24 protein-coding genes are annotated in these 22,100 nt (G+C 40.7%); 14 read left to right on the forward strand and 10 right to left on the reverse strand.

Annotated elements, in window-relative coordinates; all coding sequences use genetic code 11:
* Positions 1-941: aminotransferase class I/II-fold pyridoxal phosphate-dependent enzyme (locus tag F3741_08355; GenBank protein ID MZG30801.1), on the reverse strand; the 941-nt coding region annotated here is incomplete at its 3' end.
* Between the two features lie 452 nt (positions 942-1,393).
* Here F3741_08355 and F3741_08360 point away from each other — a divergent pair.
* Complete coding sequence (locus tag F3741_08360) at positions 1,394-2,200, forward strand: undecaprenyl-diphosphate phosphatase (GenBank protein ID MZG30802.1); 807 nt, start codon at positions 1,394-1,396, stop codon at positions 2,198-2,200.
* Positions 2,201-2,268: 68 nt separating this feature from the next.
* Here F3741_08360 and F3741_08365 read toward each other — a convergent pair whose 3' ends face one another.
* Entirely contained in the window at positions 2,269-2,697 is a 429-nt protein-coding gene (locus tag F3741_08365) for a hypothetical protein (protein ID MZG30803.1), read from the reverse strand.
* Positions 2,698-3,079: 382 nt separating this feature from the next.
* Positions 3,080-4,447, reverse strand: coding sequence for a UTP--glucose-1-phosphate uridylyltransferase (locus F3741_08370; GenBank protein ID MZG30804.1), 1,368 nt, complete (start codon positions 4,445-4,447; stop codon positions 3,080-3,082).
* Positions 4,448-4,521: 74 nt separating this feature from the next.
* Between F3741_08370 and F3741_08375 the strand changes: the two genes are divergently transcribed.
* Positions 4,522-5,118, forward strand: a complete 597-nt coding sequence (locus F3741_08375; protein ID MZG30805.1) for a hypothetical protein — start codon at positions 4,522-4,524, stop codon at positions 5,116-5,118.
* Positions 5,119-5,142: 24 nt separating this feature from the next.
* Here the strand turns inward: F3741_08375 and F3741_08380 are convergent, their stop codons facing one another.
* On the reverse strand, positions 5,143-5,703 hold the full coding sequence (locus F3741_08380) for a glutathione peroxidase (protein MZG30806.1): 561 nt from the start codon (positions 5,701-5,703) through the stop codon (positions 5,143-5,145).
* A 149-nt stretch (positions 5,704-5,852) separates the two neighbouring features.
* On the opposite strand from F3741_08380, the gene F3741_08385 reads away from it, so the two are divergent.
* From F3741_08385 to F3741_08435, 11 genes are all read left to right on the forward strand, one after another.
* Entirely contained in the window at positions 5,853-6,461 is a 609-nt protein-coding gene (locus F3741_08385) for a hypothetical protein (protein MZG30807.1), read from the forward strand.
* 147 nt (positions 6,462-6,608) lie between these two features.
* The gene (locus F3741_08390; GenBank protein ID MZG30808.1) at positions 6,609-8,153 is read left to right on the forward strand and encodes an NAD(P)H-hydrate dehydratase; all 1,545 of its coding nucleotides are present in this window, start codon (positions 6,609-6,611) and stop codon (positions 8,151-8,153) included.
* 1 nt (position 8,154) lies between these two features.
* Positions 8,155-8,637: a tRNA (adenosine(37)-N6)-threonylcarbamoyltransferase complex ATPase subunit type 1 TsaE gene (gene tsaE, locus F3741_08395; protein MZG30809.1), complete on the forward strand. Its 483-nt coding sequence runs from the start codon at positions 8,155-8,157 to the stop codon at positions 8,635-8,637.
* 77 nt (positions 8,638-8,714) lie between these two features.
* On the forward strand, positions 8,715-9,140 hold the full coding sequence (gene lptC / locus F3741_08400) for an LPS export ABC transporter periplasmic protein LptC (GenBank protein MZG30810.1): 426 nt from the start codon (positions 8,715-8,717) through the stop codon (positions 9,138-9,140).
* Positions 9,141-9,155: 15 nt separating this feature from the next.
* Positions 9,156-9,725, forward strand: a complete 570-nt coding sequence (locus F3741_08405) for a hypothetical protein (GenBank protein ID MZG30811.1) — start codon at positions 9,156-9,158, stop codon at positions 9,723-9,725.
* 4 nt (positions 9,726-9,729) lie between these two features.
* Positions 9,730-10,452: an LPS export ABC transporter ATP-binding protein gene (gene lptB, locus F3741_08410; protein MZG30812.1), complete on the forward strand. Its 723-nt coding sequence runs from the start codon at positions 9,730-9,732 to the stop codon at positions 10,450-10,452.
* 17 nt (positions 10,453-10,469) lie between these two features.
* On the forward strand, positions 10,470-11,894 hold the full coding sequence (gene rpoN / locus F3741_08415; protein MZG30813.1) for an RNA polymerase factor sigma-54: 1,425 nt from the start codon (positions 10,470-10,472) through the stop codon (positions 11,892-11,894).
* 81 nt (positions 11,895-11,975) lie between these two features.
* Positions 11,976-12,305, forward strand: coding sequence for a ribosome-associated translation inhibitor RaiA (raiA, locus tag F3741_08420; protein MZG30814.1), 330 nt, complete (start codon positions 11,976-11,978; stop codon positions 12,303-12,305).
* Positions 12,306-12,338: 33 nt separating this feature from the next.
* Positions 12,339-12,803, forward strand: coding sequence for a PTS sugar transporter subunit IIA (locus tag F3741_08425; protein MZG30815.1), 465 nt, complete (start codon positions 12,339-12,341; stop codon positions 12,801-12,803).
* Positions 12,804-12,809: 6 nt separating this feature from the next.
* The gene (gene ptsP / locus F3741_08430) at positions 12,810-14,579 is read left to right on the forward strand and encodes a phosphoenolpyruvate--protein phosphotransferase (protein MZG30816.1); all 1,770 of its coding nucleotides are present in this window, start codon (positions 12,810-12,812) and stop codon (positions 14,577-14,579) included.
* Positions 14,580-14,647: 68 nt separating this feature from the next.
* Positions 14,648-15,808 (forward strand): methionine adenosyltransferase, encoded by a 1,161-nt coding sequence (locus tag F3741_08435; protein ID MZG30817.1) that lies wholly within the window; start codon positions 14,648-14,650, stop codon positions 15,806-15,808.
* A gap of 221 nt (positions 15,809-16,029) precedes the next feature.
* Here F3741_08435 and F3741_08440 read toward each other — a convergent pair whose 3' ends face one another.
* Together F3741_08440 and F3741_08445 are read right to left on the reverse strand one after the other, a co-directional pair.
* Complete coding sequence (locus F3741_08440) at positions 16,030-16,236, reverse strand: response regulator (GenBank protein MZG30818.1); 207 nt, start codon at positions 16,234-16,236, stop codon at positions 16,030-16,032.
* Positions 16,237-16,582: 346 nt separating this feature from the next.
* Positions 16,583-17,320, reverse strand: a complete 738-nt coding sequence (locus tag F3741_08445) for a class I SAM-dependent methyltransferase (protein ID MZG30819.1) — start codon at positions 17,318-17,320, stop codon at positions 16,583-16,585.
* A 93-nt stretch (positions 17,321-17,413) separates the two neighbouring features.
* Here F3741_08445 and F3741_08450 point away from each other — a divergent pair, with 93 nt between their 5' ends.
* The gene (locus F3741_08450) at positions 17,414-17,851 is read left to right on the forward strand and encodes a hypothetical protein (GenBank protein ID MZG30820.1); all 438 of its coding nucleotides are present in this window, start codon (positions 17,414-17,416) and stop codon (positions 17,849-17,851) included.
* A gap of 36 nt (positions 17,852-17,887) precedes the next feature.
* Here the strand turns inward: F3741_08450 and F3741_08455 are convergent, their stop codons facing one another.
* The 4 genes from F3741_08455 to F3741_08470 all read right to left on the reverse strand — a co-directional run bounded on the left by F3741_08455 (position 17,888) and on the right by F3741_08470 (position 22,095).
* Complete coding sequence (locus F3741_08455) at positions 17,888-18,286, reverse strand: Rieske (2Fe-2S) protein (GenBank protein ID MZG30821.1); 399 nt, start codon at positions 18,284-18,286, stop codon at positions 17,888-17,890.
* A gap of 24 nt (positions 18,287-18,310) precedes the next feature.
* Complete coding sequence (gene tig / locus F3741_08460; GenBank protein ID MZG30822.1) at positions 18,311-19,678, reverse strand: trigger factor; 1,368 nt, start codon at positions 19,676-19,678, stop codon at positions 18,311-18,313.
* Positions 19,679-19,785: 107 nt separating this feature from the next.
* Positions 19,786-20,928 carry a (E)-4-hydroxy-3-methylbut-2-enyl-diphosphate synthase gene (gene ispG / locus F3741_08465; GenBank protein MZG30823.1) on the reverse strand — a complete coding sequence of 381 codons (1,143 nt, stop codon included), beginning with the start codon at positions 20,926-20,928 and terminating at the stop codon, positions 19,786-19,788.
* Between the two features lie 153 nt (positions 20,929-21,081).
* Positions 21,082-22,095 (reverse strand): radical SAM protein, encoded by a 1,014-nt coding sequence (locus F3741_08470; protein ID MZG30824.1) that lies wholly within the window; start codon positions 22,093-22,095, stop codon positions 21,082-21,084.
* Between the last annotated feature and the right edge of the window lie 5 nt (positions 22,096-22,100).

A 22,100-nucleotide genomic window follows, 5' to 3' on the forward strand; every position in this document is an offset into this window, starting at 1 on the left:
TCCCAACCCACCCGGTTTAATGATTCACACAAAACATCACGTCTACTTCGGTAGGTTTCCCTGATTTCCTCCACACAATCGCGCGGACCATTCAAGGCAACAGTAGCCGCAATTTGAATTGGTTGAAACATTCCATAATCCTGATAGCTTTTGATACGCGCAAGAGCATGAATGATTTCAGAGTTTCCCACTGCAAAACCTACCCTCCACCCAGGCATATTATAACTTTTTGACAAGGTAAAAAACTCTATTCCAACATCTTTAGCTCCGGGCACCTGAAGAAAACTGGGAGCCTTATAGCCATCAAAAACAATATCTCCATAGGCAAAATCGTGGATCACAATCAGGTTATGTTCTTTGGCAAAGTCCACAACCTTCTCAAAAAAGTCTATTTCTACTACCTGAGTGGTTGGGTTATGTGGAAAATTTATAACCATCACCTTGGGCCTTGGCCAGTTCCTCTTGAATGCATCTAACAAGGCATCAAAAAAATCTATATCAGAGCTGAGAGGGACATGAACAACGTCTCCGTTTGCTAAAATAAATGCATAAGTATGTATTGGATAAGTGGGGGTTGGCACCAGAACCGAATCACCTGGAGAGGTGATTGCCAGAGCAAGGTGCGCAATGCCTTCTTTTGATCCTATCGTAGCAATCGCTTCTGAGTGCGGGTCCAGGTCAACATCGTGATTGCGCTTGTACCAGTCTGTGATAGCAAGGCGTAATTTATATATGCCCTTGGAAACTGAATATCTATGATTCGCTTCCTTCTGCGATGATTCCAGTAATTTATCCACTATATGCTTTGGGGTTGCCATATCGGGGTTCCCCAAACCAAAGTCAATAATATCTTCTCCGCGTCGGCGGGCCTCATATTTCAGCTCATTGACGATCCCTAAAACATAAGGAGGAAGGCGCTCAATTCTGGAAAATTCTCTCATAAATATTCGTCAGGCAAATGCTACAAATCATTTCACAATCACTTATAGCCAGAAAAAGAAAAATAAAGGTGCCTCAAAAAAGGCATAAAGAATTCTTGTTCAATCTGGAATTGTGAGGAGGCAACCCATTATCTTCCGGGGGAATCCGGCTGATGCCCGCGTAAGATAGCATAATTTATAAAACCCGGCAAACCTAAAGGACTCGTTAAAATAACACTTTGCTCACATGGGTTAGCCAATATTTCTTTTTGCTTGATTCAGGCCTTTTACAGGGAGTAGTATCTCTCTGGATGTTTAAAAATATGTTGTTTTTTAAAATTGAAAGTTTCTTCCAAAACTTGATCTTAAGTTTTGAGGGTACTGGTTTTTAGGAAAATTCAACACTTGCGATTTAATGACAGTGCCCGCTCCCGACTGGTATTCCGGCCAGCAACAATTCTCCAAATAAACGAATGGAATTTTTCCAGATAACTTTGTTAAGCATTATTCAAGGACTTACTGAGTTCCTGCCAATTTCGAGTTCAGGCCACCTGATTTTAACACCCATAATATTTAACTTTGCTGACCAGGGGCTGGCTCTTGATGCAATTTTGCATTTGGGCACTCTTCTGGCAATTATCGTCTACTTTCGTAAAGACCTGACTGATCTTATGAAGGGACTGTTTGACCCCACAGGCTCTCCGGAAACCCACCACCTGGCACGTTGTATTATCCTTGCATCGATTCCAGCGGGACTTGCAGGATTGTTTGGGGCGGAATGGATTGAAGCTAACCTAAGAAGCCCCACTTTTGTTGGATTCAATCTTTTATTCTGGTCAATAATATTTCTGATAGCAGACCGATATGGCACGAGTAACTCAAAATCTAATACTGAACTGAACCAATTAGGTTTGCGACAAATAATGTTTATTGGATGTGCTCAGGCTGTCGCCCTGTTTCCAGGAACGTCACGATCCGGAATCACAATTGTTGCTGGTCTTTTCACCAATCTTTCACACACTTCAGCAACCCGGTTTTCTTTCTTATTGGGCACACCTATAATTTTCGCGGCAGGAATGCACAAATTGATGCAATTCAGTATGAACCCGAACTCAGAACAGACCTATTCCCATATACATCTGGCAACCGGAATGGGTATAAGCTTTATAGTAGGGTTGTTGGCGATTAAACTTCTTCTAAAAGTTGTTGCAAGAGCTGGGCTCATGCCATTTATCATTTACAGACTGGCGCTTGCAAGTGGAATTCTTCTATATTATTGAGAACTGGAAAGCATAAAAAAAGCCGACCTGAAAAATCAGGCCGGCTTTAACCTTAAAACTGTCAGGAATTAACCACAGCTTACGCTGAGATTGGTTGTTCCGGTATTCGTGATTCTAACTTCGCCACTGATGTCCCCAATAGAGTCACCACGGCTGAATTCTGGTTGTGATGACAGTACTACTTTTTTAGCTCCCATTGAATGCTTACTGGACATATGTACCTTTGCGTTGCCTGCAGCTCCGCCGCCGTTACCAGGAAAACCGTTATTCGCATTCGGGCTCAAACTAATAGGTACTGTCGTGAAATTTGAAGACTTCCATATAGAAGCATTTCCTTCACCACGATCAATATCCCCACCACCAGTGTTTTCTAGTGTGATGGACTTAGCATTATTACACTTAGCTGTTTGACCTGGTGCTAAGTCCGCCGCGAATGCAGTACTTGTTAGACAAAAAGAAGCAACAGTAACAATTAAAACCATAGCGAGTTTCTTCATTGTAAATCCTCCCTTACCCTAGTTAACAAACGTTTACCTACTAAATATTCTAAATGAGGCAAATTCCTTAAGGAACCAGCCCCCTCCCGATTTAGAACAAAAATAATTTTCAAAGAACATTTGGAACCGCCAGAAAACCCGAAAAGTAGGACAAATTCTACTCAATGAAGATCGACTGCCGGTTTTCATCAGAAGTATACTTATGCTTTAAACCATGTCAATCTTTATTTCCCAAATCCGCAATAAACCATTTAAATACAATAATATATAATCACACCCAATATAGTACCAAAAAAACAGATCGGCAATAGTTCTTATGCAAATATAGGAATATATCCTATATAAACAAACAATAAAGCCTGATTCCCGGGATGTTTTCCAGTCAGTCCTGGCGACTTTCATTGGCTAAATGCTCGCCTTCAGAAATTATCAACTCCTCCCTCATACCCTTTAAATGAACCTTACCCTTTAGAGAAGATGTTCCTTTAAATCGTACGCTGCCATCAATCTTCAACTCCTCTAATTCAATCAGGTCAGGGATAACGGGAAAACAGTTTTGAAAGTTTTCTAATTTCTGCAACTTGTCACCTAATTCAACCAAAGGCAATGAAGCGGACTTCCTTTGAGAGTTCCTAACCAGCCTGCCATTATTCAAACCAAAAAGATTAGATTGAACCAACAATAAATCATCTGTCTTTTTTACCGGTAAAAAACGTTCACGGGAAACCACGAGACCCACGGAACCTTCAAAACATTCCAAAGCAGATCCTATAGCAGTTTCAAGCTGTATAACAGGTACACCATCAACATTTTTCCTGTTAACCAGAACGCTCAAATCCAGCGGCCCCTCGTCCAGCCTTTCGCTCAATGCCACCAGGTTTATCCAGATGTTATTTGTATTAAAAACCTTGAACTTACTCTGGTCACAAAATTCATCAACCTTGTCATCAGGAACCCGGGCGATCTCCAACAATTTAAGTTTGCCACCCTGCTGATAAAGAGTTCCTCCCTTAACATCTGCTGGAGTTTTGGCAGTCATTTCAATCAGGAAAGGGGTATTTTTTTCTAACATATAATTGAGGATAACAGGATCCACCACGGCCCCGAGGTTGTCTGCATTTGAAATAAAGAGAATTTCCTTGCCATCATTTATCAGCTTTTGCAGAATGCCCTGCTGCAAAACACAATTATAAAAATCACCATGTCCGGGCGGATAATAGGCCTGATCTCCAAATATGTTCTCAGCAAGCGGACTCAAACTATCTGAATGCAAGCGAGGAAATTTATTCTGTTGAAAACCGATTATTTCTGAAGAAACGTTTAGAGATGTCAAATGTTCCCGGGTTTTTTCATGCGTGTAAAAACTGTTCATCAACAGCAGAGGAATGTTTTGATTCCATTCATGATTCAGACAATCAATTTGTTCCACGATCAGATCTAAAAATGTTTTATTTTTCCTTACCTCAATCAGTGACTTTGGCCCCACACAGCCCATGCTGGTCCCCAATCCGCCATTAAGCTTGCCAACTACAAGCTTAGATAAATGACTAGCGGTCTGATTGTTATCAGGAGATGGGAGGCTGGAAAAATCCAGTAGACTCTTGGAATCCGGAGTCATTATTGTGCTCCAGTTTTCTACCTTGGAAGGTCCTTTGCGGAACTGGCCAATCATCTTCCAAAAAATATCCAGTTCAATACCTGAAAGAGAGTTACCAAGCTCTTTCCATAGAGAATCTTTATCATCATTCATAAAAAAACCCCAAAACTGATTTTTCGTGACAAACCTGTATGGAATTGCTTTACTAGCTTTTTTTAAGGCCTGTTATGCTCGTATTCAAAAAAAATATCTACGCGACCACTCAATCCAATCACCCCGAAAATGATGTTCAGCACAAACTGAATCCGCGTGAATTTATTTTCAAATCACTCACCACTGACCGGGAAATATTTTACGGGCTGCAAAAACTCCCTCAACTCGAAAGTCGCGAACGTTTCAAAACCTTATTCCCTCATGTTTCACAATTTGGATCCATTTTACACGTCAACACATTTTCCCGGTCACTCCTGGAAGGACTGGTTGATAAATATAACTGGTATGGCATGAACGCGTATCATATGACATATCTTTTTGACAGTCTGCATGGCACTTTTGAGGATTATAGCTACTCTGAGACAGCACAACGAATAGAGTTATTCCCTGAACTTCATGGTGAAGGGATAGATTTCGACCAATTTCTCGAAAATTATTTTTTTGGCACTGCGTTTTTAATGGCCCCTGATCGTTTCAACAACATGTCTCCCGAAGAAAAAAAAAGCCTGAAACTTACCGACCCATGCTTATTTGGGGTGATTAACAGATTAATTCCTACCGAGGAAGAGATTAAGCTCAAGATAAGTCCTAACCCTCCATACGCCCATTAACCTGACTTTTATCAGCAATAAATACTATTTCCTTAATTCGTCTTCCAGCTTAAGTGTGAGTAATTTGGAATCTGGAGAAACCTCACTCAAAAAGCTGGCCACGGGGGCACCATCCCTTCCAATTAAAAATTTATGGAAATTCCATTGCGCTTCATTTCTTTCTGGCACCCATTTTCCTTTCAACCTGTATAAAATCCATTTTACCCATCCAAAAATAGTTGATTGATACCCACCTGAGCCTTGATGCTTTAAATCACAATCATATAAATATTGATAAAGGTCAATCTTTTGGGGGCCCAGAACAGACACCTTACTGAACAGGTCGAAAGACACCTTGTATTTATTCATACAAAAAGCCTTAATTTCTTCATCGACACCCGGTTCCTGTGCCGCAAAATCATTACTTGGAAAAGCCAGAATACTCAAGCCCTGGTCACGGTATTGTTCATAAAGCTTTTGCAAACCTGAATATTGTGACGTAAACCCACATTTTGAGGCCACATTAACGATTAAAAGAACTCTCCCCTGATATTCTGAAAGTCTAATTACATCGCCAGAAATGGATTGCGCCTCAAAGCAATAGATATTTTTTGCAACTGATCTCAATTTATTTTTATAGGAGGACAAGGGTCGAATTGAATCCCAAAATTCAGGTATAATAATTGTAATAATACACTAAAGGAACACTGTAAAATATAGCAGCTTAGAAATAAACCAATACCATTATTTTTTACATGCTTGTCTTCAAAAACAATATTTATGATACTTCATCACCCGGAAAACTGGTTCCCAGTACCGACTCAGATTACAATGCCAGCTTTGATCCACTCCATTTCATTGAAGTTGCACTTGATCAGGAAGATGAAGTTCTATCTTTTATTGAACGCCAACCCAGAGAATACTGGATAGAAGACTTCCTGCAGTTCTACCCCCACGCTGGAAGAATGAACTCTTTACACGCGCTAAAAGAGCTTCTTAATATATTGATGTCTGGGTTAAACAAAACTGCATGTTGGCAGCATATGAATACATATCATTTTTGTTTTTTATATGACGTTCTGGTGCGGTTTTCTTTTAACTACAACCACGATAATTTACAGGAGAAATTATCCTATCTTCCAGAGTTAAAAGGGAAGGATGTATATCTTGGTAACTTTGTAAACAATTATTTTTTTAACACACACTTTCTTACTGACCCCGATCATTTCAACTCCCTGGAGAAAGAAGAGAAATCAAGCTATGACTGCCCTCACCTGTTTAGCGTGATCAACGGCCTCAGCCCCACACGCGAAGAAATGGCATTAAAAGAGTCCCAAGACTACCCTTATACAATTTTTGTTTAATCTTTATCTTCAATTTAATATAAAAAACAACATTAAAGTTATCGAAATATAACAACGACCGGTCTTCGAGTTAATTGTGTAAAAGTTTATATGTGGATAGAATTAAAATATAATTATATTTTTTAAGCTTGATAAAGGAGAAACATATTGCTCCCTGTTGTCACAGCAGCACAAATGCAGGCAATTGATCGACATGCAATTGATGGTTTTGGCATTCCCGGTATAACACTTATGGAAAATGCCGGTGTCGGAGTTGTCCGTGAATTACAAAACCGCATTCCGGGTCTATCTGGCAAAAAAGTTTTTATCTTTTGCGGCAAGGGGAATAACGGTGGCGATGGTTTTGTCATAGCCAGGCATTTGTTCAACCTGGGTTCTGAAGTTAGGGTTCTATTGGCTGGAAAGTATTCCGAGTTGAAAGGTGACGCTGAAACAAATGCCAATTCCGCACGCAACATTGGAGTGCAACTTGATGAAATTAATCCTGATGACTTGAACTGCCATGACCACAAACTGCGTCACTGCGACATAATCATCGATGCTTTGTTTGGAACCGGATTGAATAAACCAGCCAGTGGCTTCATGGAAAATGTCATTGATAAAATTAACCAGTATAAAAAGTTTGTGGTCTCGGTAGATATAAATTCTGGAGTGGATTCTGATAGCGGCCAGTTAATGGGTCCTCATGTCAGGTCAGACCTGACACTTGCCCTCGCATGTTGGAAAAAAAGTCATTTAATCCATCCTTCAGCCAGTGTAATGAAGGAAGTAAGCTTCATAGATATTGGAATTCCGGTAAAAGCCGTTGAAGAACAGAATATCCAGATTCATCAGTCTGAAGAGGATGACATCAAATGCTTTTTCCCGGAACGCAACCCTAATACCCATAAAGGGAGTTATGGTCATGTTCTCGTTTTGGCCGGATCTAAGGGGAAAGAAGGAGCCGCCGGCTTGACTTCTCTGGCCGTTTTAAGAGCCGGCGCAGGTTTATGCACCCTTGCCCTGCCAGATTCCTCTCAGGGTGCAAAACTACCTATGGAAGTAATGACCGTACCACTTCCTGAAACCCGGGAAGGAACCTTATCGTTGCAGGCAAAAGCAGCCATTCTTGAACTCATGAAGGACAAGTCAGTCGTTGCCATAGGACCCGGAATCTCCACGAACCCGGAAACGGTTGCTTTAATGGGCGACATACTTCCACAGGTTCTATGTCCGCTGGTTCTTGATGCCGATGCATTGAATGCAATATCGCTAAATAAAGAATGGCTGAATACGTTAAAACCTGAAACGGTTCTCACCCCACATCCGAAAGAAATGTCCCGTTTAACCGGAATTCCAACTGAGGAAATCCAGAAAAACCGTATTGGAACAGCCTCAAAGTTTTCAAGCGATCATAATTTGAACCTTGTTTTAAAAGGTTCGCCAAGCTTAATTGGATTAGCTGATGGATCAGTCGTTATCAACCCCACAGGAAACGCTGGCATGGCAACCGGTGGATCAGGTGACGTTTTAACAGGAATCATAGCAGGATTAATTTCCCAGGGCTTATCTACTTCAAAAGCTTCAATTGCTGGGACCTATATGCATGGTTTGGCAGGCGATCACTTTGCTGAAGTTGAAAGCCAAACCACCCTGATTGCCGGTGACTTATTAAGGTCCCTTCCTGATACCCTGAAACGCATTTTACCCTGAAATGAAAAAGATATCGCATAGTCCAGAGGAAACCCTGCAACTAGGAAAGTCTCTCGGTAGCTCATTAATTCCAGGAGATATCATTCTTTTATTTGGAGACCTTGGTGCTGGAAAAACCCGACTGACCCAGGGAATCTGCAACGGTCTCGGGTTAGACAAAAACGAATATATTCGTAGTCCGACATTTACGCTTATCAACGAATACACAGGAAAGTTACCGATTTATCATATCGATTTATATCGTATTGATAATCAGAAGGAAATCTATTCACTGGGACTTGAGGAAGTCTTATTTAACCAGGGAATCACTATCGTTGAGTGGGCTGAAAAACTACGTTCTCCACAAAACCCAGAGAATTTCATTTTCAATATTGAAGATAGAATAGAAATTGACATAAAAATTATCAGCGATTCAGAACGTGAGTTCTCCTGCAAAACTTTTTTTCCTGAGCCACGAACCCTCCCTGTTTTTTCTTTACTTTAGGATATCCATGTGCAATCATTGCCCCTATGGTATGCCATTTGCATAAACTTTTAATGTATTATAAAATAAACATTTAAATGGTTAATGCGATAAGGAGAGTTTTACTGTTGATTGCCTTAAGCGTTGTTGGTCTGGCAGGGTTCTACTATCTCAAGAGCCTTAACACATCAATTGACATTAGCAACGTAAAAGTAAAGGTAATGGAAGATGGGGTTGATGTTGAGATTGAGAACTTTAAGATCACTCATGAAAATGAAGGTATCAAGGAGTGGGAACTCAGAGCGGATTTGGCTCAGGTCAACAACCAGCAAGATGTAACGAGAATGCAGAATGTAGTGATGGTCATTCATAAAGGAGGCGTCAAGCAATATACCATTTCCGCCGATTCGGGTATCTACAAGAGTTCAACTGAAGATGTAAATTTGGAAGGCAATGTTAAGCTTGTTGGCCCAGCCGAAGGATTGAGGCAAAGATTAAGTATAACTCCCAAACAAAGTAATTGAAGAAAATTAAACAAAATGAAAATAAATAAGTTCCTTATTGGAATTATCGTAATTTTGGCTTTAGGGTTAATTACAGTACCTTCCATAGCTCAAAAATCAGAGGATAAAGACACAAAAAAATCCAGCCAGGATAAAGAGCCTTTAGAAGTCACATCCGATAGAATGCGATCTGAGCAAGGCGGAGTTAAAATAATATTTTCCGGAAACGTGGTGAGTTATAAGGGCGACTTAAAGATCACTTCTGACATCATGGAGGTCTACAATTCTGAAGATAAAAAAGAGACAGATGAGATCGTTGCTATTGGTAATGTCTTTATTACCAGAGGGTTAAAACGTGCAACCGGCGACAGGGCCGTTTACCTGGACAAATTGCAAAAAATCATTTTAACAGGTACCCCAAAAGCCACTGCCTGGGAAGGGGATGATATGGTTGAAGGGCGGGAGATGATTTTTCTTTTGGAAAAAGACAGGTTCGTGGTCAATGAAAGAGTGCGAATGAAAATATTCCCAAAAGATGATAATGAAAAAAAACCCGCAAAAAAAAAGTCTAAACTAACCGATAACAAACCTTCCTCCCCGAAATAAAAAAGTGTCTGGCCTTAAAACTGAGAACCTCGCCAAGTCTTACCGGACAAGAAAAGTCGTCAAGAAGGTAAGCATTGAAGTCAAACAAGGAGAGATTGTAGGTCTATTGGGACCTAATGGCGCAGGCAAAACAACCACTTTTTATATGGTCGTGGGTTTAACCAGGCCTGATGAAGGCAAAGTCTTATTAAATGACGAGGACGTTACAAATTTTCCTATGCACCAACGCGCTAAAAAAGGTATGAGTTATTTACCCCAGGAGCCTTCAGTTTTCAGAAAGTTGACGGTTGAAGAGAACATCATTGCTGTGCTTGAATCCCAGAAGCTTGGCAGTTTTGACCGAAAAAAAAAGGCCCGCGCGCTTCTAAGGGAACTCAACATTCTCCATATAAAGGACTCTAAAGCCTATTCACTTTCAGGAGGTGAACGCAGGCGTGTTGAAATCAGCAGAGCTCTGGCAACATCCCCGGTTTATGTTCTGCTGGATGAACCTTTTGCTGGCATTGACCCAATAGCAGTGGCAGATATTCAGTCAATAATTTCGCAATTGAAAAAAAAGGGGATTGGAATCCTGATCACAGATCACAATGTCAGGGAAACATTGAGTATTACCGATCGAGCTTATATTATCAACAATGGTGAAATCATCGCATCAGGTAAACCGATGGATGTTGCTCAGGATGAAAAAGTAAAACAAATTTATCTGGGCGACCAGTTTTCATTTTAAGCCAGGAGAAAACATATATGGCAATGGAAATGAAAATGAATTTGAACCTGAAGCTGGGCCAGAAGCTGGTCATGACCCCCATGCTTCAACAGGCCATCAAGCTTCTACCATTGGCGCGCCTTGAACTTGCTCAACTCGTACGACAGGAAATAATTGAAAACCCTGTACTCGAAGAAATGCTTGAAGATGATTCAGAGCAGGAATCCAGCCAAGAACAGGAAGGAGAGAAGGAAGAGTTTACGCCCGATGCAGAAAACACTTCACCCCAAGAACAAGAAATAGACTGGGATAACTATTTTCAAGACAACATAGACAGAGGCATGTCGATAGAAAGTTATGCCGAAAAACCCTCCATTGAGGCGACCTACAAAAAAGAAGCCACGTTGGTCGATCATCTTATGTGGCAATTGGATTTAAGCGTAGATACTGAAACTGACAAGTTTATAGGGTCCTGCATAATAGGTAATATCCAAAATGATGGATACCTTTGCGCCGATCTCCAGGAAATCATTGACATCAGCCAGTCCGATGAAGAAAGTGTTTTGAAGGTTCTAAATATTGTACAGGGATTTGAACCCATAGGGGTTGCCGCAAGATCTCTGCAAGAATGCCTGATGATTCAAGCTCGTGCCCTTCCAGAAAAGAATCCTTATGTTGAAACACTCATTGAAAATTATTTAGAGCGCCTGGAAGACAGATACCTGCAGAAAGTTGCCTCTGAACTTAAAGTAGATTTAAATTCAATATTAGAAGCCTTGGAAATCATCAAAGGTTTTTGCCCAAAACCAGGCCTGCTATTCAGTTCAGAGGGTGTTGACTACGTGGTTCCAGACCTGGTGGTGGTCAAAACAGACGAGGGGTACGATGTAATGCTCAATGATGAAGGGGTACCAAATATCAGGATCAGTTCTTATTACCACAACCTGCTTAAAACCACAAAAGAAGGGAAAACCAAAGAATATTTGGAAGATAAATACAGGTCGGCATTATGGCTGATTAAAAGTATCGACCAGAGGAGGCAAACTATATACAAAGTCGGTAAAAGCATCGTTAAGCTTCAAAAAGACTTCCTGGACGATGGATTATCTTATTTACAACCAATGGTGCTGAAGGATGTGGCAAAAGATATTGAAATGCATGAGTCAACGGTTAGCAGAATCACCACAAATAAATATATAGACACTCCACAGGGTGTTTTTGAGCTGAAATTCTTTTTCCATAGCGGTATCAAATCCTATATGGGCAATTCAATGTCATCCATCCGCGTAAAAAACATGATAAAGGAAATAATTAGCAAGGAGGATGAAAATAATCCCTTAACGGATGATCAAATGGTTCAGGAGTTGATGATAAAAAATGCTAAAATAGCTAGAAGAACAATCACCAAATACAGAAAAGAACTTAATATTCCTCCTGCGAGCAAAAGAAAAAAATTGTTTTAATTTCACCTGCCTTTTAGTAACGTATGCACCTTTTAACGTGCATTAACCATATATGTTGTTGATATTTTTTGGGAGAGATCGATGAAATTAACAGTAGCGGGGCGCAATATTGAAATCACAGATGGAATACGGGAGCATTTACAAAATAAAATGGATAAAACCATCCGCGAGTTGGCCGAAGAAACAGATGTTCACGTAGCACTTTCAGTGGAAAAACACCGGCATTTTGCTGAAGTCACAGTAAAATCCAAGGGTTTTACGGTACACAGTAAGGAAGAAACCGATGATCTCTACGCTTCTATGGACAATGCTCTGACAAAAATTGAAAAACAGTTAAGAAAACATAGAGAAAAAGCCCAGGCACTCAGAATTAAAAAAGGTGCACAGTCTAAAGAGCAAAGCCAAAGCTAAACCAAATTTATATATATTCCTCTCCCAATTAATATGAAAATTGCCGATATTTTAAAAAAGGACTCCATTATTCCTGACCTAAAAGGAGCCAATAAAGAAGAGGTCCTTCGTGAAATAACAGATTTCCTGAAAACTCAGGACCTGGTAAAGGACAAGGAAGCACTGCTCAAGACATTAATAGAAAGAGAAAAGCTGGGTAGCACTGGAATCGGTGAAAATGTTGCTATACCGCACGGAAAATCTGATGAGCTTTCTCAAATCGTTACGGTTTTTGCCCGTTCATTAAATGGGGTGGACTTTGAGGCCCTAGACCAAAAACCTGTTCATTTTGTATGTATGGTTATAGCCCCTTCTAATTCTACAGGGCAACATTTAAAAGCACTGGCTCGAATTTCAAGAATTTTCAAAAACCAGAATCTACGAGATGGGATTTTAAATTTAAAAGACGCGGATGAAATTTACTCACTTCTTCTGGAAGAAGACGCTAAATTTATTTAACTTGCCATGAAAGGTATTTCAGTATCAACAGGGGTTGCAATAGGGAAAGCATATCTACTTGATTCCACCAAGTTTTGCATCATTAAGCGGCAGATAAGCGAACTTGAAGTAGAAAAGGAAGTAGAACGTTTTCGACAGGCCATTGAAAAAACCAAATTTCAAATGGCAGAAATAAAGAAGCGTGCTGAAAAAATTGCCGATAAATACGCAGTAATTCTGGACACCTACTCCCTGCTTTTAGATGACGATATTCTGGTAAATGACACCATTGAAAATATCAGGAAACTTAAAGCTAATGCAGAGTGGACCCTTACAGAAACATTAGGAAATTTTTTAACATTATTTGATAACATCAACGATGACTACCTGAAAGGTAAAAAAGACGACCTTGATCTGCTTGTTCAAACTATTTTGAAAAACCTTTTAGGCCACTCTCAGGAATCTCTTTCTGAAATTAATGAACCTGTAATCATCGCGACCCATTCTCTAACGCCCACAGACACCATAATGATGCCCAGAAACCTGGTTAAAGGGCTAGTCACCGAGGCAGGAGGAAAGACATCTCACGTTGGAATATTTGCTGCCGCACTGGGTATCCCTGCCATAACTGGCGTTAAGACAGTCACTTCAAAAATTAACACTGGTGACCAGATTATTGTTGATGGCATTGATGGAGAAGTCATCATTAAGCCGTCTGATGAAGTAGTAGAGCAATATGCTAAAAAACAGGAAAACTACCGTAAATATGAAGAACGGCTTTTAACCAATATACATCAACAAGCAGAAACTCTTGATGGGCTCCAGATTAAATTACTCGCCAATATTGAGTCAAATCAGGAAGTCAAAAGTCTGCACAAGTTTGGGGCAGAAGGTGTTGGGCTTTACCGCACAGAGTTCCTTTATCTGGCCGCTACATCCTTGCCTGATGAAAGGGAACTTTACGAGGACTTTAAACATGTTGTCCAGGAAATGGCTGACCAGCCTGTAGTCATTCGCACCCTTGATATTGGGATGGACAAGCAATTTAGTGGTTTAGAGAGTAACAATGAGGACAACCCTGCCCTGGGGTTAAGAGGCATTCGTTTATCCCTGGCCAAACCACAGCTGCTAACAGATCAGTTGAAAGGTATATTGAGGGCAAGTTTATATGGGAATGTAAAAATACTTTATCCCATGATCTCTTCTGCAAATGAAATCATTCTGGCTAACAAGCTCCTGGAAGATGCAAAAAATTATTTACGTAATGAACAAATTCCATTTAATGAAGAGATAGAAGTTGGCGCCATGATAGAAACTCCTGCTGCCTCAATCTGTATAGACCACATTTTGCAGGAAGTAGATTTCATTAGCATTGGAACCAATGATCTAATCCAGTATCTTCTTGCTGTGGACCGTGTCAACGAAAATGTTGCCCACTTATATCAACCTTTTCATCCATCGGTGCTAAGATCCTTAAAAAATATTATGCAATCGGCCGAAAAAGCAGGTAAAAAAGTCTCAATTTGCGGTGAACTTGGTGGAGACCCAATGGCAACAATGCTTTTATTGGGACTGGGAACACTGGAAGCCTTGAGCATGGAACCTCACTCAGTACCCAAAGTAAAAAAAGTTATCCGGACTATACGACTTGAGGAAGCACGTCAATTAGCCGATGAAGTCCTTGAAATGAACTGTCCCGATAAAATCACATCCTATATCACCAATACAATGAGGGCCAGGTTTCCCGAAGATTTTGACAGGGATATTAGTTTTGAGGAGAAGTTGAACCCAGCCTGAATTAAAAGATCAAATCAAATAAATTTATTTATACTATTTTTCTAACCTTCCGAACAAAGGAAATTTTAATGAACCCAGGAAATTACTTGTTTACCTCAGAATCTGTATCCGAAGGACATCCCGATAAAATTGCTGATCAAGTTTCCGATTCTATACTGGATGCAATATTGGAGCAGGATTCAAAGGCAAGAGTTGCTTGTGAAACAATGATCACAACCGGCTTCGCTGTGATAGCCGGTGAAATATCCACCAAATGTTATGTCGAGATTCCTAAAATTGTTAGAAAAACAATTAAAAATATCGGGTTCTCACATTCCGATATGGGTTTTGATTTTGAAACATGTGGCGTAATGGTTGCCTTGGACGAACAATCTCAGGATATTGCTCAAGGAGTAGATGACTACAAACACGAGCAGGGAGCGGGCGATCAGGGAATGATGTTCGGCTATGCCACTGATGAGACACCAGAATTAATGCCGGCACCTATTATGTATTCCCATAAACTTGTACGTAAACTTGCGGAATTAAGAAAAAAAGGTGTTCTCCCCTACTTGAGACCTGACAGCAAATCTCAAGTCTCAGTAAGATACGAGAATAACAAACCTGTCTGCATTGAAACCGTGGTTATCTCTACCCAGCACAACCCCGGAGTGTCTAATAAGCAAATAAGGTCTGAAATTACGGAACAGGTCATCCAAAAAGTCATTCCTAAAAAACTGCAACATAAAAAGATGAAAGTCCATATCAACCCAACAGGGCGATTTGTAATTGGCGGCCCACATGGAGATTGTGGATTAACCGGGAGAAAGATTATTGTCGACACCTACGGTGGATTTGCCCGACACGGTGGCGGGGCATTTTCAGGGAAAGATCCATCTAAAGTTGATCGTTCCGCCGCATACATGGCTCGATACATCGCTAAAAATCTTGTTGCAGCTAAAGTAGCCAAACGCTGCGAAGTTCAGCTTGCATACGCCATTGGAGTTGCCGACCCTGTTTCTGTTTGCGTAGAAACTTTTGGAACCCATAACGTTAACCCAGATATTCTGGAAGATCTGGTCAGGTCTAACTTTAATCTCAAGCCAGCAGGTATTGTTAAAACTCTGGATCTCCTAAAACCCAGGTATACGCCTACAGCAACTTATGGGCATTTTGGCAGAAAAGAAAAGTCTTTCACCTGGGAGAACACGGATAAAGCGAAAGCCATTAAAAAAGATGCGGGTTTATAGAGGTAGGAAATGGTTTATAAAGGGGGTCATCCTTTCAGGCTGCGCCCCCAAAAACCACTTGTTTAATTTTGGTACTTAATTTTTCTGGCTCAACCGGCTTGACCAGGTATTCCTTTATACCGTATACCTGCTTGTGCTGGTTCTATTACTTTAGTACACTCCTTTTCAGCAGTAATCAGCAAGAATTGAATATCATTAAACTTATGATTTTTGCTAAGAGTTTAAAAAAAATCAAGACCATCCATCTTTGGCATATGCCAGTTATAAATAATCAGGTCATACGTACTTCTCTCAAGCTCTTCCAGGGCCTCTTCACCATCGGCGCATAAAACCAAGTTCGTATAACCCAACTTTTTTAAAGTTCGGTGTAGAAAAAACCTAGTTTTCAATAGATCTTCGATAATTAGAATATTAATGTCGTAACTCATAAGATCATTCTCATAATTATTACAAAAACAGTAAAATACTACATAAAACGAACATAGAATTACTTTAATATTTAATCATAAATAAGGAAAAATTATTGTTTTATATGAATTTTTGATCTCTATACTTATATTTAAATATAACCACAATTGCCAAATAGAAAAATTCGCATCGGAATTTTTGGTGCAGGGAAAAATACCAGGTAAGTTCACCTGCCCAAATTGCAAGCTTTACCTGGTGTAAAAATTCCAAAGTATCTTTCGGTACAAATGAGCTTGCAAGACGAAAGCTGTTTATCGCAGTTACCGGAACAACGGTACCCGTGTGCCCGTATAATATTTGTAGATACTAGGATTTCAATCTTGCCTTAGATAGAAAAGCACTTCCAGCATACACATTCTCTATATGATCAACCATGAACCCAGCTTCTTCCAACTCATGGGAGAGCTCCTCGCGACTATAGGCTTTCCACTTCCCCGATTTGAGTTGTTTGCTAATAAACTTGAGTCCCATAGTTTTTGTAAAAGGATAAATAAATATTTGTTTAAAAATACCAGTTAAAACTCCATAACGATTTCGGTCCAACCTTATACTTTCCTCAATAATTGAACCCGCATCATAATCAACAGAAGGGTTTACAAGAATCAGTTCTCCATCCGGGTTCATGACTGACTTTAAGTTAGATAAAACCTTCTGTCTTATTCCATGCGATGCCAATGTATAAAGTGAAAAATGAGCAACGACCACATCGAATTTTTGCGTAGTGAATCGCTGAGTCAAGTCAGACTGTTCACATGAAACATGGCTGGCTAAACCCAACTTCTTAGCACGAAGCAAAGCTCTGGTTACTCCTTCGTCCAATACATCGATTCCGGTATAAGTCATTCCTTGACAAATACGGTCTGCTAGAAAATTCATAAGCAGTCCAGATCCACAACCTGCATCCAGCAGGCTTAATCCTTTACCACCTGGAACAACATCAACCACTCGTCTCATTGATTCAAAATAAGACTCTGGTGAGAGCAGATCGTACAATCTGGATTGAAACCCTATCGACCAGTAGTTTTTTCTATAATATTTGCTCATTTATTTTCCAAGAATAATTAACTGTTCAACCGCTTGTCAGACAAATACCAATTGAATATAATTACTCGAGCAACTTAATTTAGGAGTGCCCGAATGGCAAAAAAACCGTTTATCAATAAGCACGGGTTTGTTGAATACCCGTTTCTCCACGACACTCGCAAGCAAAAAAACTGGTGGTTTTATAACTTGATGGAGGACTACCTCAAACGCCGGGCCAGACAAAACGTTGGCCCCAATTATAAGCGAGAGGATTGCGAAGAAGACTTAAAAAAAATCCTAGCTAACACCAACCTTAAATTTTATGCATTGATACCTTCTGGAATGGGCATGGAGTTTAAACTGATCGGGAAATTTGAAACCCCTGAACTTATAGCAATCGAAGACCCCGTTCCTTTCATCACCGAAAAGTATGGCGGTGGCAAATTCAAAGTGAACATCTACCACGAAGGAACTTTTTGTGGAACAGAGAACTATAAAGCCCATGGAGACCCCAAATGGGTCGAGATTGAAGACGATAATCCTACAGGATAAATGCCGTCTCGCGAAACTGTCGTGATTTAATGGGGTTCAATCCAGCTCTTCGTCCGGATTGCGGGGCTTTTGAATGGTGGGAACATTAAACTTTAGACTTGAAGGCAGATTGGACGCCTTTTTCCCATAAGCTACCTTACCGGCTTCTCCTTCCAGGCCAATATATATGTTTTCGTTTTTGACCTTGACCGGATACGTTGGAATAAATAATTCCGGGTTCTGCATATTTGCCCCATTTTCCAGGTTAAAACGCCATTCATGGTTAGGGCAGATCACTATGCCTTCTTCAATACGCCCTTCACCCAAAGGGGAACCTTTATGTGGGCATTTGTTGGCAACAGCATAATACTTTCCCTTATAGTTAAAAAGGGCAATCTCAGACTCACCCGCTGATATGATCGCTGACTTCCCAATGGGAAGGTCTTCTTCACTCATGACTTTTACATACTTCATAATATTTCAGCTTTCCAGTTCGCCTGGGGGCTCTTCACCATCTTTGTAATACTCAATCTCACAATTTGAGTAAATAAAGTTCATGGTTTTTTGCCCCAATAATTTACTGGTTGTCTGGTTCAACGAATCAGGGTTAGCCATAATCCTTTTTTGGACTTCTTCAACTTTCTGCTTCGTTTGTTTAGCCAGCAATTCATATTCAGCTTCCATGTCCTGCTGGGTCAAATGGATGTTTTCAGCAGCGGCAACGGACTCAAGCATCATATAACCGGTAGTGTTAAAGATCGCCTTTTCCCGCCACTCCTTCATGGCTTTTTCCGGCTCAAACCCAGAGTCCTCAATTTTCATTCCAGACTGTGCAATCTGAAATTTCATGCCTTCAATCATGAACTTTAATTCTCGTTCTATCGCTGACTCCGGCGGTTCAATTTCAGCGTCTTTGACCAGCATATTAAAAATATCTTCTTTAATCCTTAGCTCTTCATGTTGTTCTTTATGGCCTTGCAAATCAATCTTGATAGCCCTTCGAAGTTCATCAACCGTATCGAATCCTTCCCGCTGGGCAATACCATCTGTTAAGTCTGGAAGATGAAGCGTTCTTATTCTTTTAATTTTGACTTTAAATATAGCACGGTCATCTTCCTGTTTTTCATCAGCACCGGGTATTGGAAAACTGATTCGGCGCATTTTCTGGTTCCAGTCAGCAGGTAGAACGACGGACACCTCGAACTCCTCATCCTGAACATGACCGATCAACTGATCTTCAAAGCCGGGAATCATTTTCTTTTCCCCTACCCTCATTTCATGATCGCTTGCACTGCCATTTTCCAGAGGGTGTCCATTCATAGTACCTTCAAAATCCAAAGTAAGGATGTCTCCATCCTTAACCACATATCCAGCAGGCATTTCCTCGACTGAACCATGGCGACTTAAAACCTTTTCCAATGTTTCTTCAATCTCCGCATCGGTGATAACCCCTTCTTTCTTTTTAAATTTAAGCCCCTTATAATCCTTAACTTTCAACTCAGGTTTGGTATCGAGTATCACAGCAAACTTTAAAGGCTCATCACGTTTTATATCCTGCATGCCTGAGTGATCGATTTCCGGCTGACCGGTAGGCTTTAGCCCGGACTTCTGAAGGGCCTGTTCATAGTATTCCTGCATCAACTCCTGAAACATTTCCGTCATTGACTGCATGGGGACCTGCTTCTCAAGTATTTTTTGAGGGATTTTTCCTGGTCTGAAACCAGGAATCTTGACTTGCTTGTTCAAAACCTTATAAGCGTCATCCACCCTTTTTGAGACAACATCCTTGGGAATGGTAATATTTAATTTTCGCTTCATCCCTTCTAATTCTTCAACATCAAATTCCATTTTAAAACCTTTTCACTATGTGTGGCCGGCTGTTCGCCGTTTATAAAATATAAACTTGCCAGCGCCATAATTTAAACTGTACTGGGTCAATAAATTAAGTCTTTTTTCTAAGCAGGCTGAGAAAATTTTTCCTGAATCATCTGATCAATTTCCTTTTTCAATTGCCCCAGAATCTCATCATAAGAATAAGACCCCAAAGTTTCTGTTCCTTTTTTCAGGTTCACACGTGTGGGGCCGCACCACAGCCCCAGATCCGCATCATCAGTTTCTCCCGGACCGTTCACACGACACCCCATAACCGCAATAGTCAGTTTATATTTCTCAGCATATTCGGTCATTTTCCGTACATCCTGAGCAAGATCAACAAACTTGTCATTCTCAACTCTGGAGCAACTCGGGCAGGCAATTATATTCAATCCATCAAGAAAGTTCTCAGGGACAGAGCGGAAGCGTCCTTCTGAAATGTCTTTTAAGATTTCCTGGCCAACCTTAATCTCCTCACCCTTCTCATCATTAGGTAGAGTCAGGGAAACGCGGATCGTATCCCCTATACCAGCTGAAATCAACTGTTCAAAAGCTATACGGGTTTTGATAATTCCTTCTGGAGGCAACCCTGCTTCCGTCACTCCCAAATGTAAAGGCACATCCGGTCTTTCTTTTGCAAACCTCTGGTTGGCCTCAATCACTTTCTGGGACTCAGAGTCTTTGAGTGAAACACAATAATTCACAAAGCCCATCTCATCAAGCATCTGACAATGATCAACGGCCGATCTGACCATGGCTTCAACCGAATCCTCTTTATAGCGTTCCTTATAATCCGGATCCACAGAACCACAATTGACACCAATTCGAATGGCACAATCATTTTCTTTTGCAGCATTGACGATGAACTCAACCTTCTCGCGAATCGTTTTTTCTTTTTCCAAATGGAACAAATGTCCCGGATTGTAGCGGATTTTATTCACAAAAGGGGCAACGATAGGTGCCAGTTTATAATTTTCCTGCAAGTCTACGGACCACACACTATCAGGAAACCGTTGGCGTAAAACTTTAAGAGCCGCCACATCCTTTTCGCTATCGACCGCAATACGAATAATGTCTGCCTGGGCCGCTTCAAGAACTTCTATCTGCCTGGAAGTCGCTTCCAGATCCTGGGTCTGTGTAGCAGCCATACTTTGCACCGCAATCGGGGCATCACCGCCAATTTCAAGGCTTCCTATACGAATTTTTCGTGTTTTTCTCAAAGTCATAAATTGTTATCCCTAAAAACAGGTCTAGATCAAAGATAAAGATTAACAAATAAAGGCTTCCAGAACAAGAAAGCTCTTATCCTTAATTTTGCCTCAATAATTTGAACAAATGATCAGAAAGTATAAACAACAGGCTTAACTGGAATCTTGACTTTACTGAGTCCTGACAATGTCCTGGTTATGGGCACGATCAAGAGGAAACGGGTTTTCCTTATCGTTAAAGTCTGGCAAATTATGCACTGCCGTTTCCATAGATTGAAGATACAAATTCTCAAATCCCAATTCCCGAGCCATGGAGATTGCGCTTTCATATTCGTCCCGGGTGATCTCGCGACTCAAAGGCTCATTTACTTTATGAACCGGACGATATTGACTCATCAGGCTCAAAGGAACACTTGGCGACAACTCAAGAGCAATAAAACAAAGCGTCTCCCATGTTCCAGCAAGATTATCAGGCAGTATCAAATGTCTAACCAGCAAACCACTTTCAGCTAATCCATCTTCACTTAATTCCAAAGGTCCTACTTGACGGTACATTTCCAGCACCGCCTGTTGGGAAAACTCCTTATATTCATGAATATGTGAAATTTCCCTGGCTTTAGCAGAATCCGAATATTTTAAATCAGGGAGATAAACATCCACCACCCCATCAAGAAGTTTTAATGTAGCCAGGCCATCGTATGCATTGGTATTATAGATTATGGGAATAGTAAGCCCCATTTCACGGGCAATAGACAGGCTTTTTAACAAACCTGGAACAACGTGGGAAGGAGAAACCCAACCGATAAAATGAACACCCTTCTCCTGCAAAAGTAGCATTTGCTCAGCCGTATTCTGCCAGGTCCGTTCAGGGCTGATTTTATCTACTTGTTTAGACCATAATTGGGAAATTTGAAAATTCTGACAATAATCACAACGCATATTACATGCTGTCACGAACAAATTACCCACTCCATTTGTACCTACCAGGGGCGGCTCTTCACCAAAATGCCGGACACTGGATGATATACTCAAAAGATCCGTTTGACCACAATAACCCGTTTGGCCTTGAGTTCGATCCACCTTGCAGGCATGAGGGCATACCTGGCACTCATGATAAATTTCATAGGCCTCCTGGGCTCTCAACTCCAATTCAGACCGGCTCAACTCAAGGTATTTCGCAGACATTTCAG

Source organism: Nitrospinota bacterium, from assembly GCA_009873635.1.
Lineage (GTDB): Bacteria > Nitrospinota > Nitrospinia > Nitrospinales > VA-1 > LS-NOB.

Excerpts from the sequence above, each read along its gene's own strand:
- F3741_08360 (MZG30802.1), top strand. The coding sequence starts at position 1,394 with ATGGAATTTTTCCAGATAACTTTGTTAAGCATTATTCAAGGACTTACT.
- F3741_08365 (MZG30803.1), bottom strand. The coding sequence starts at position 2,697 with ATGAAGAAACTCGCTATGGTTTTAATTGTTACTGTTGCTTCTTTTTGT.
- F3741_08370 (MZG30804.1), bottom strand. The coding sequence starts at position 4,447 with ATGAATGATGATAAAGATTCTCTATGGAAAGAGCTTGGTAACTCTCTT.
- F3741_08375 (MZG30805.1), top strand. The coding sequence starts at position 4,522 with ATGCTCGTATTCAAAAAAAATATCTACGCGACCACTCAATCCAATCAC.
- F3741_08385 (MZG30807.1), top strand. The coding sequence starts at position 5,853 with ATGCTTGTCTTCAAAAACAATATTTATGATACTTCATCACCCGGAAAA.
- tsaE (MZG30809.1), top strand. The coding sequence starts at position 8,155 with ATGAAAAAGATATCGCATAGTCCAGAGGAAACCCTGCAACTAGGAAAG.
- lptC (MZG30810.1), top strand. The coding sequence starts at position 8,715 with ATGGTTAATGCGATAAGGAGAGTTTTACTGTTGATTGCCTTAAGCGTT.
- F3741_08405 (MZG30811.1), top strand. The coding sequence starts at position 9,156 with ATGAAAATAAATAAGTTCCTTATTGGAATTATCGTAATTTTGGCTTTA.
- rpoN (MZG30813.1), top strand. The coding sequence starts at position 10,470 with ATGGCAATGGAAATGAAAATGAATTTGAACCTGAAGCTGGGCCAGAAG.
- raiA (MZG30814.1), top strand. The coding sequence starts at position 11,976 with ATGAAATTAACAGTAGCGGGGCGCAATATTGAAATCACAGATGGAATA.
- F3741_08425 (MZG30815.1), top strand. The coding sequence starts at position 12,339 with ATGAAAATTGCCGATATTTTAAAAAAGGACTCCATTATTCCTGACCTA.
- ptsP (MZG30816.1), top strand. The coding sequence starts at position 12,810 with ATGAAAGGTATTTCAGTATCAACAGGGGTTGCAATAGGGAAAGCATAT.
- F3741_08435 (MZG30817.1), top strand. The coding sequence starts at position 14,648 with ATGAACCCAGGAAATTACTTGTTTACCTCAGAATCTGTATCCGAAGGA.
- F3741_08440 (MZG30818.1), bottom strand. The coding sequence starts at position 16,236 with ATGAGTTACGACATTAATATTCTAATTATCGAAGATCTATTGAAAACT.
- F3741_08445 (MZG30819.1), bottom strand. The coding sequence starts at position 17,320 with ATGAGCAAATATTATAGAAAAAACTACTGGTCGATAGGGTTTCAATCC.
- F3741_08450 (MZG30820.1), top strand. The coding sequence starts at position 17,414 with ATGGCAAAAAAACCGTTTATCAATAAGCACGGGTTTGTTGAATACCCG.
- F3741_08455 (MZG30821.1), bottom strand. The coding sequence starts at position 18,286 with ATGAGTGAAGAAGACCTTCCCATTGGGAAGTCAGCGATCATATCAGCG.
- tig (MZG30822.1), bottom strand. The coding sequence starts at position 19,678 with ATGGAATTTGATGTTGAAGAATTAGAAGGGATGAAGCGAAAATTAAAT.
- ispG (MZG30823.1), bottom strand. The coding sequence starts at position 20,928 with ATGACTTTGAGAAAAACACGAAAAATTCGTATAGGAAGCCTTGAAATT.
- F3741_08470 (MZG30824.1), bottom strand. The coding sequence starts at position 22,095 with ATGTCTGCGAAATACCTTGAGTTGAGCCGGTCTGAATTGGAGTTGAGA.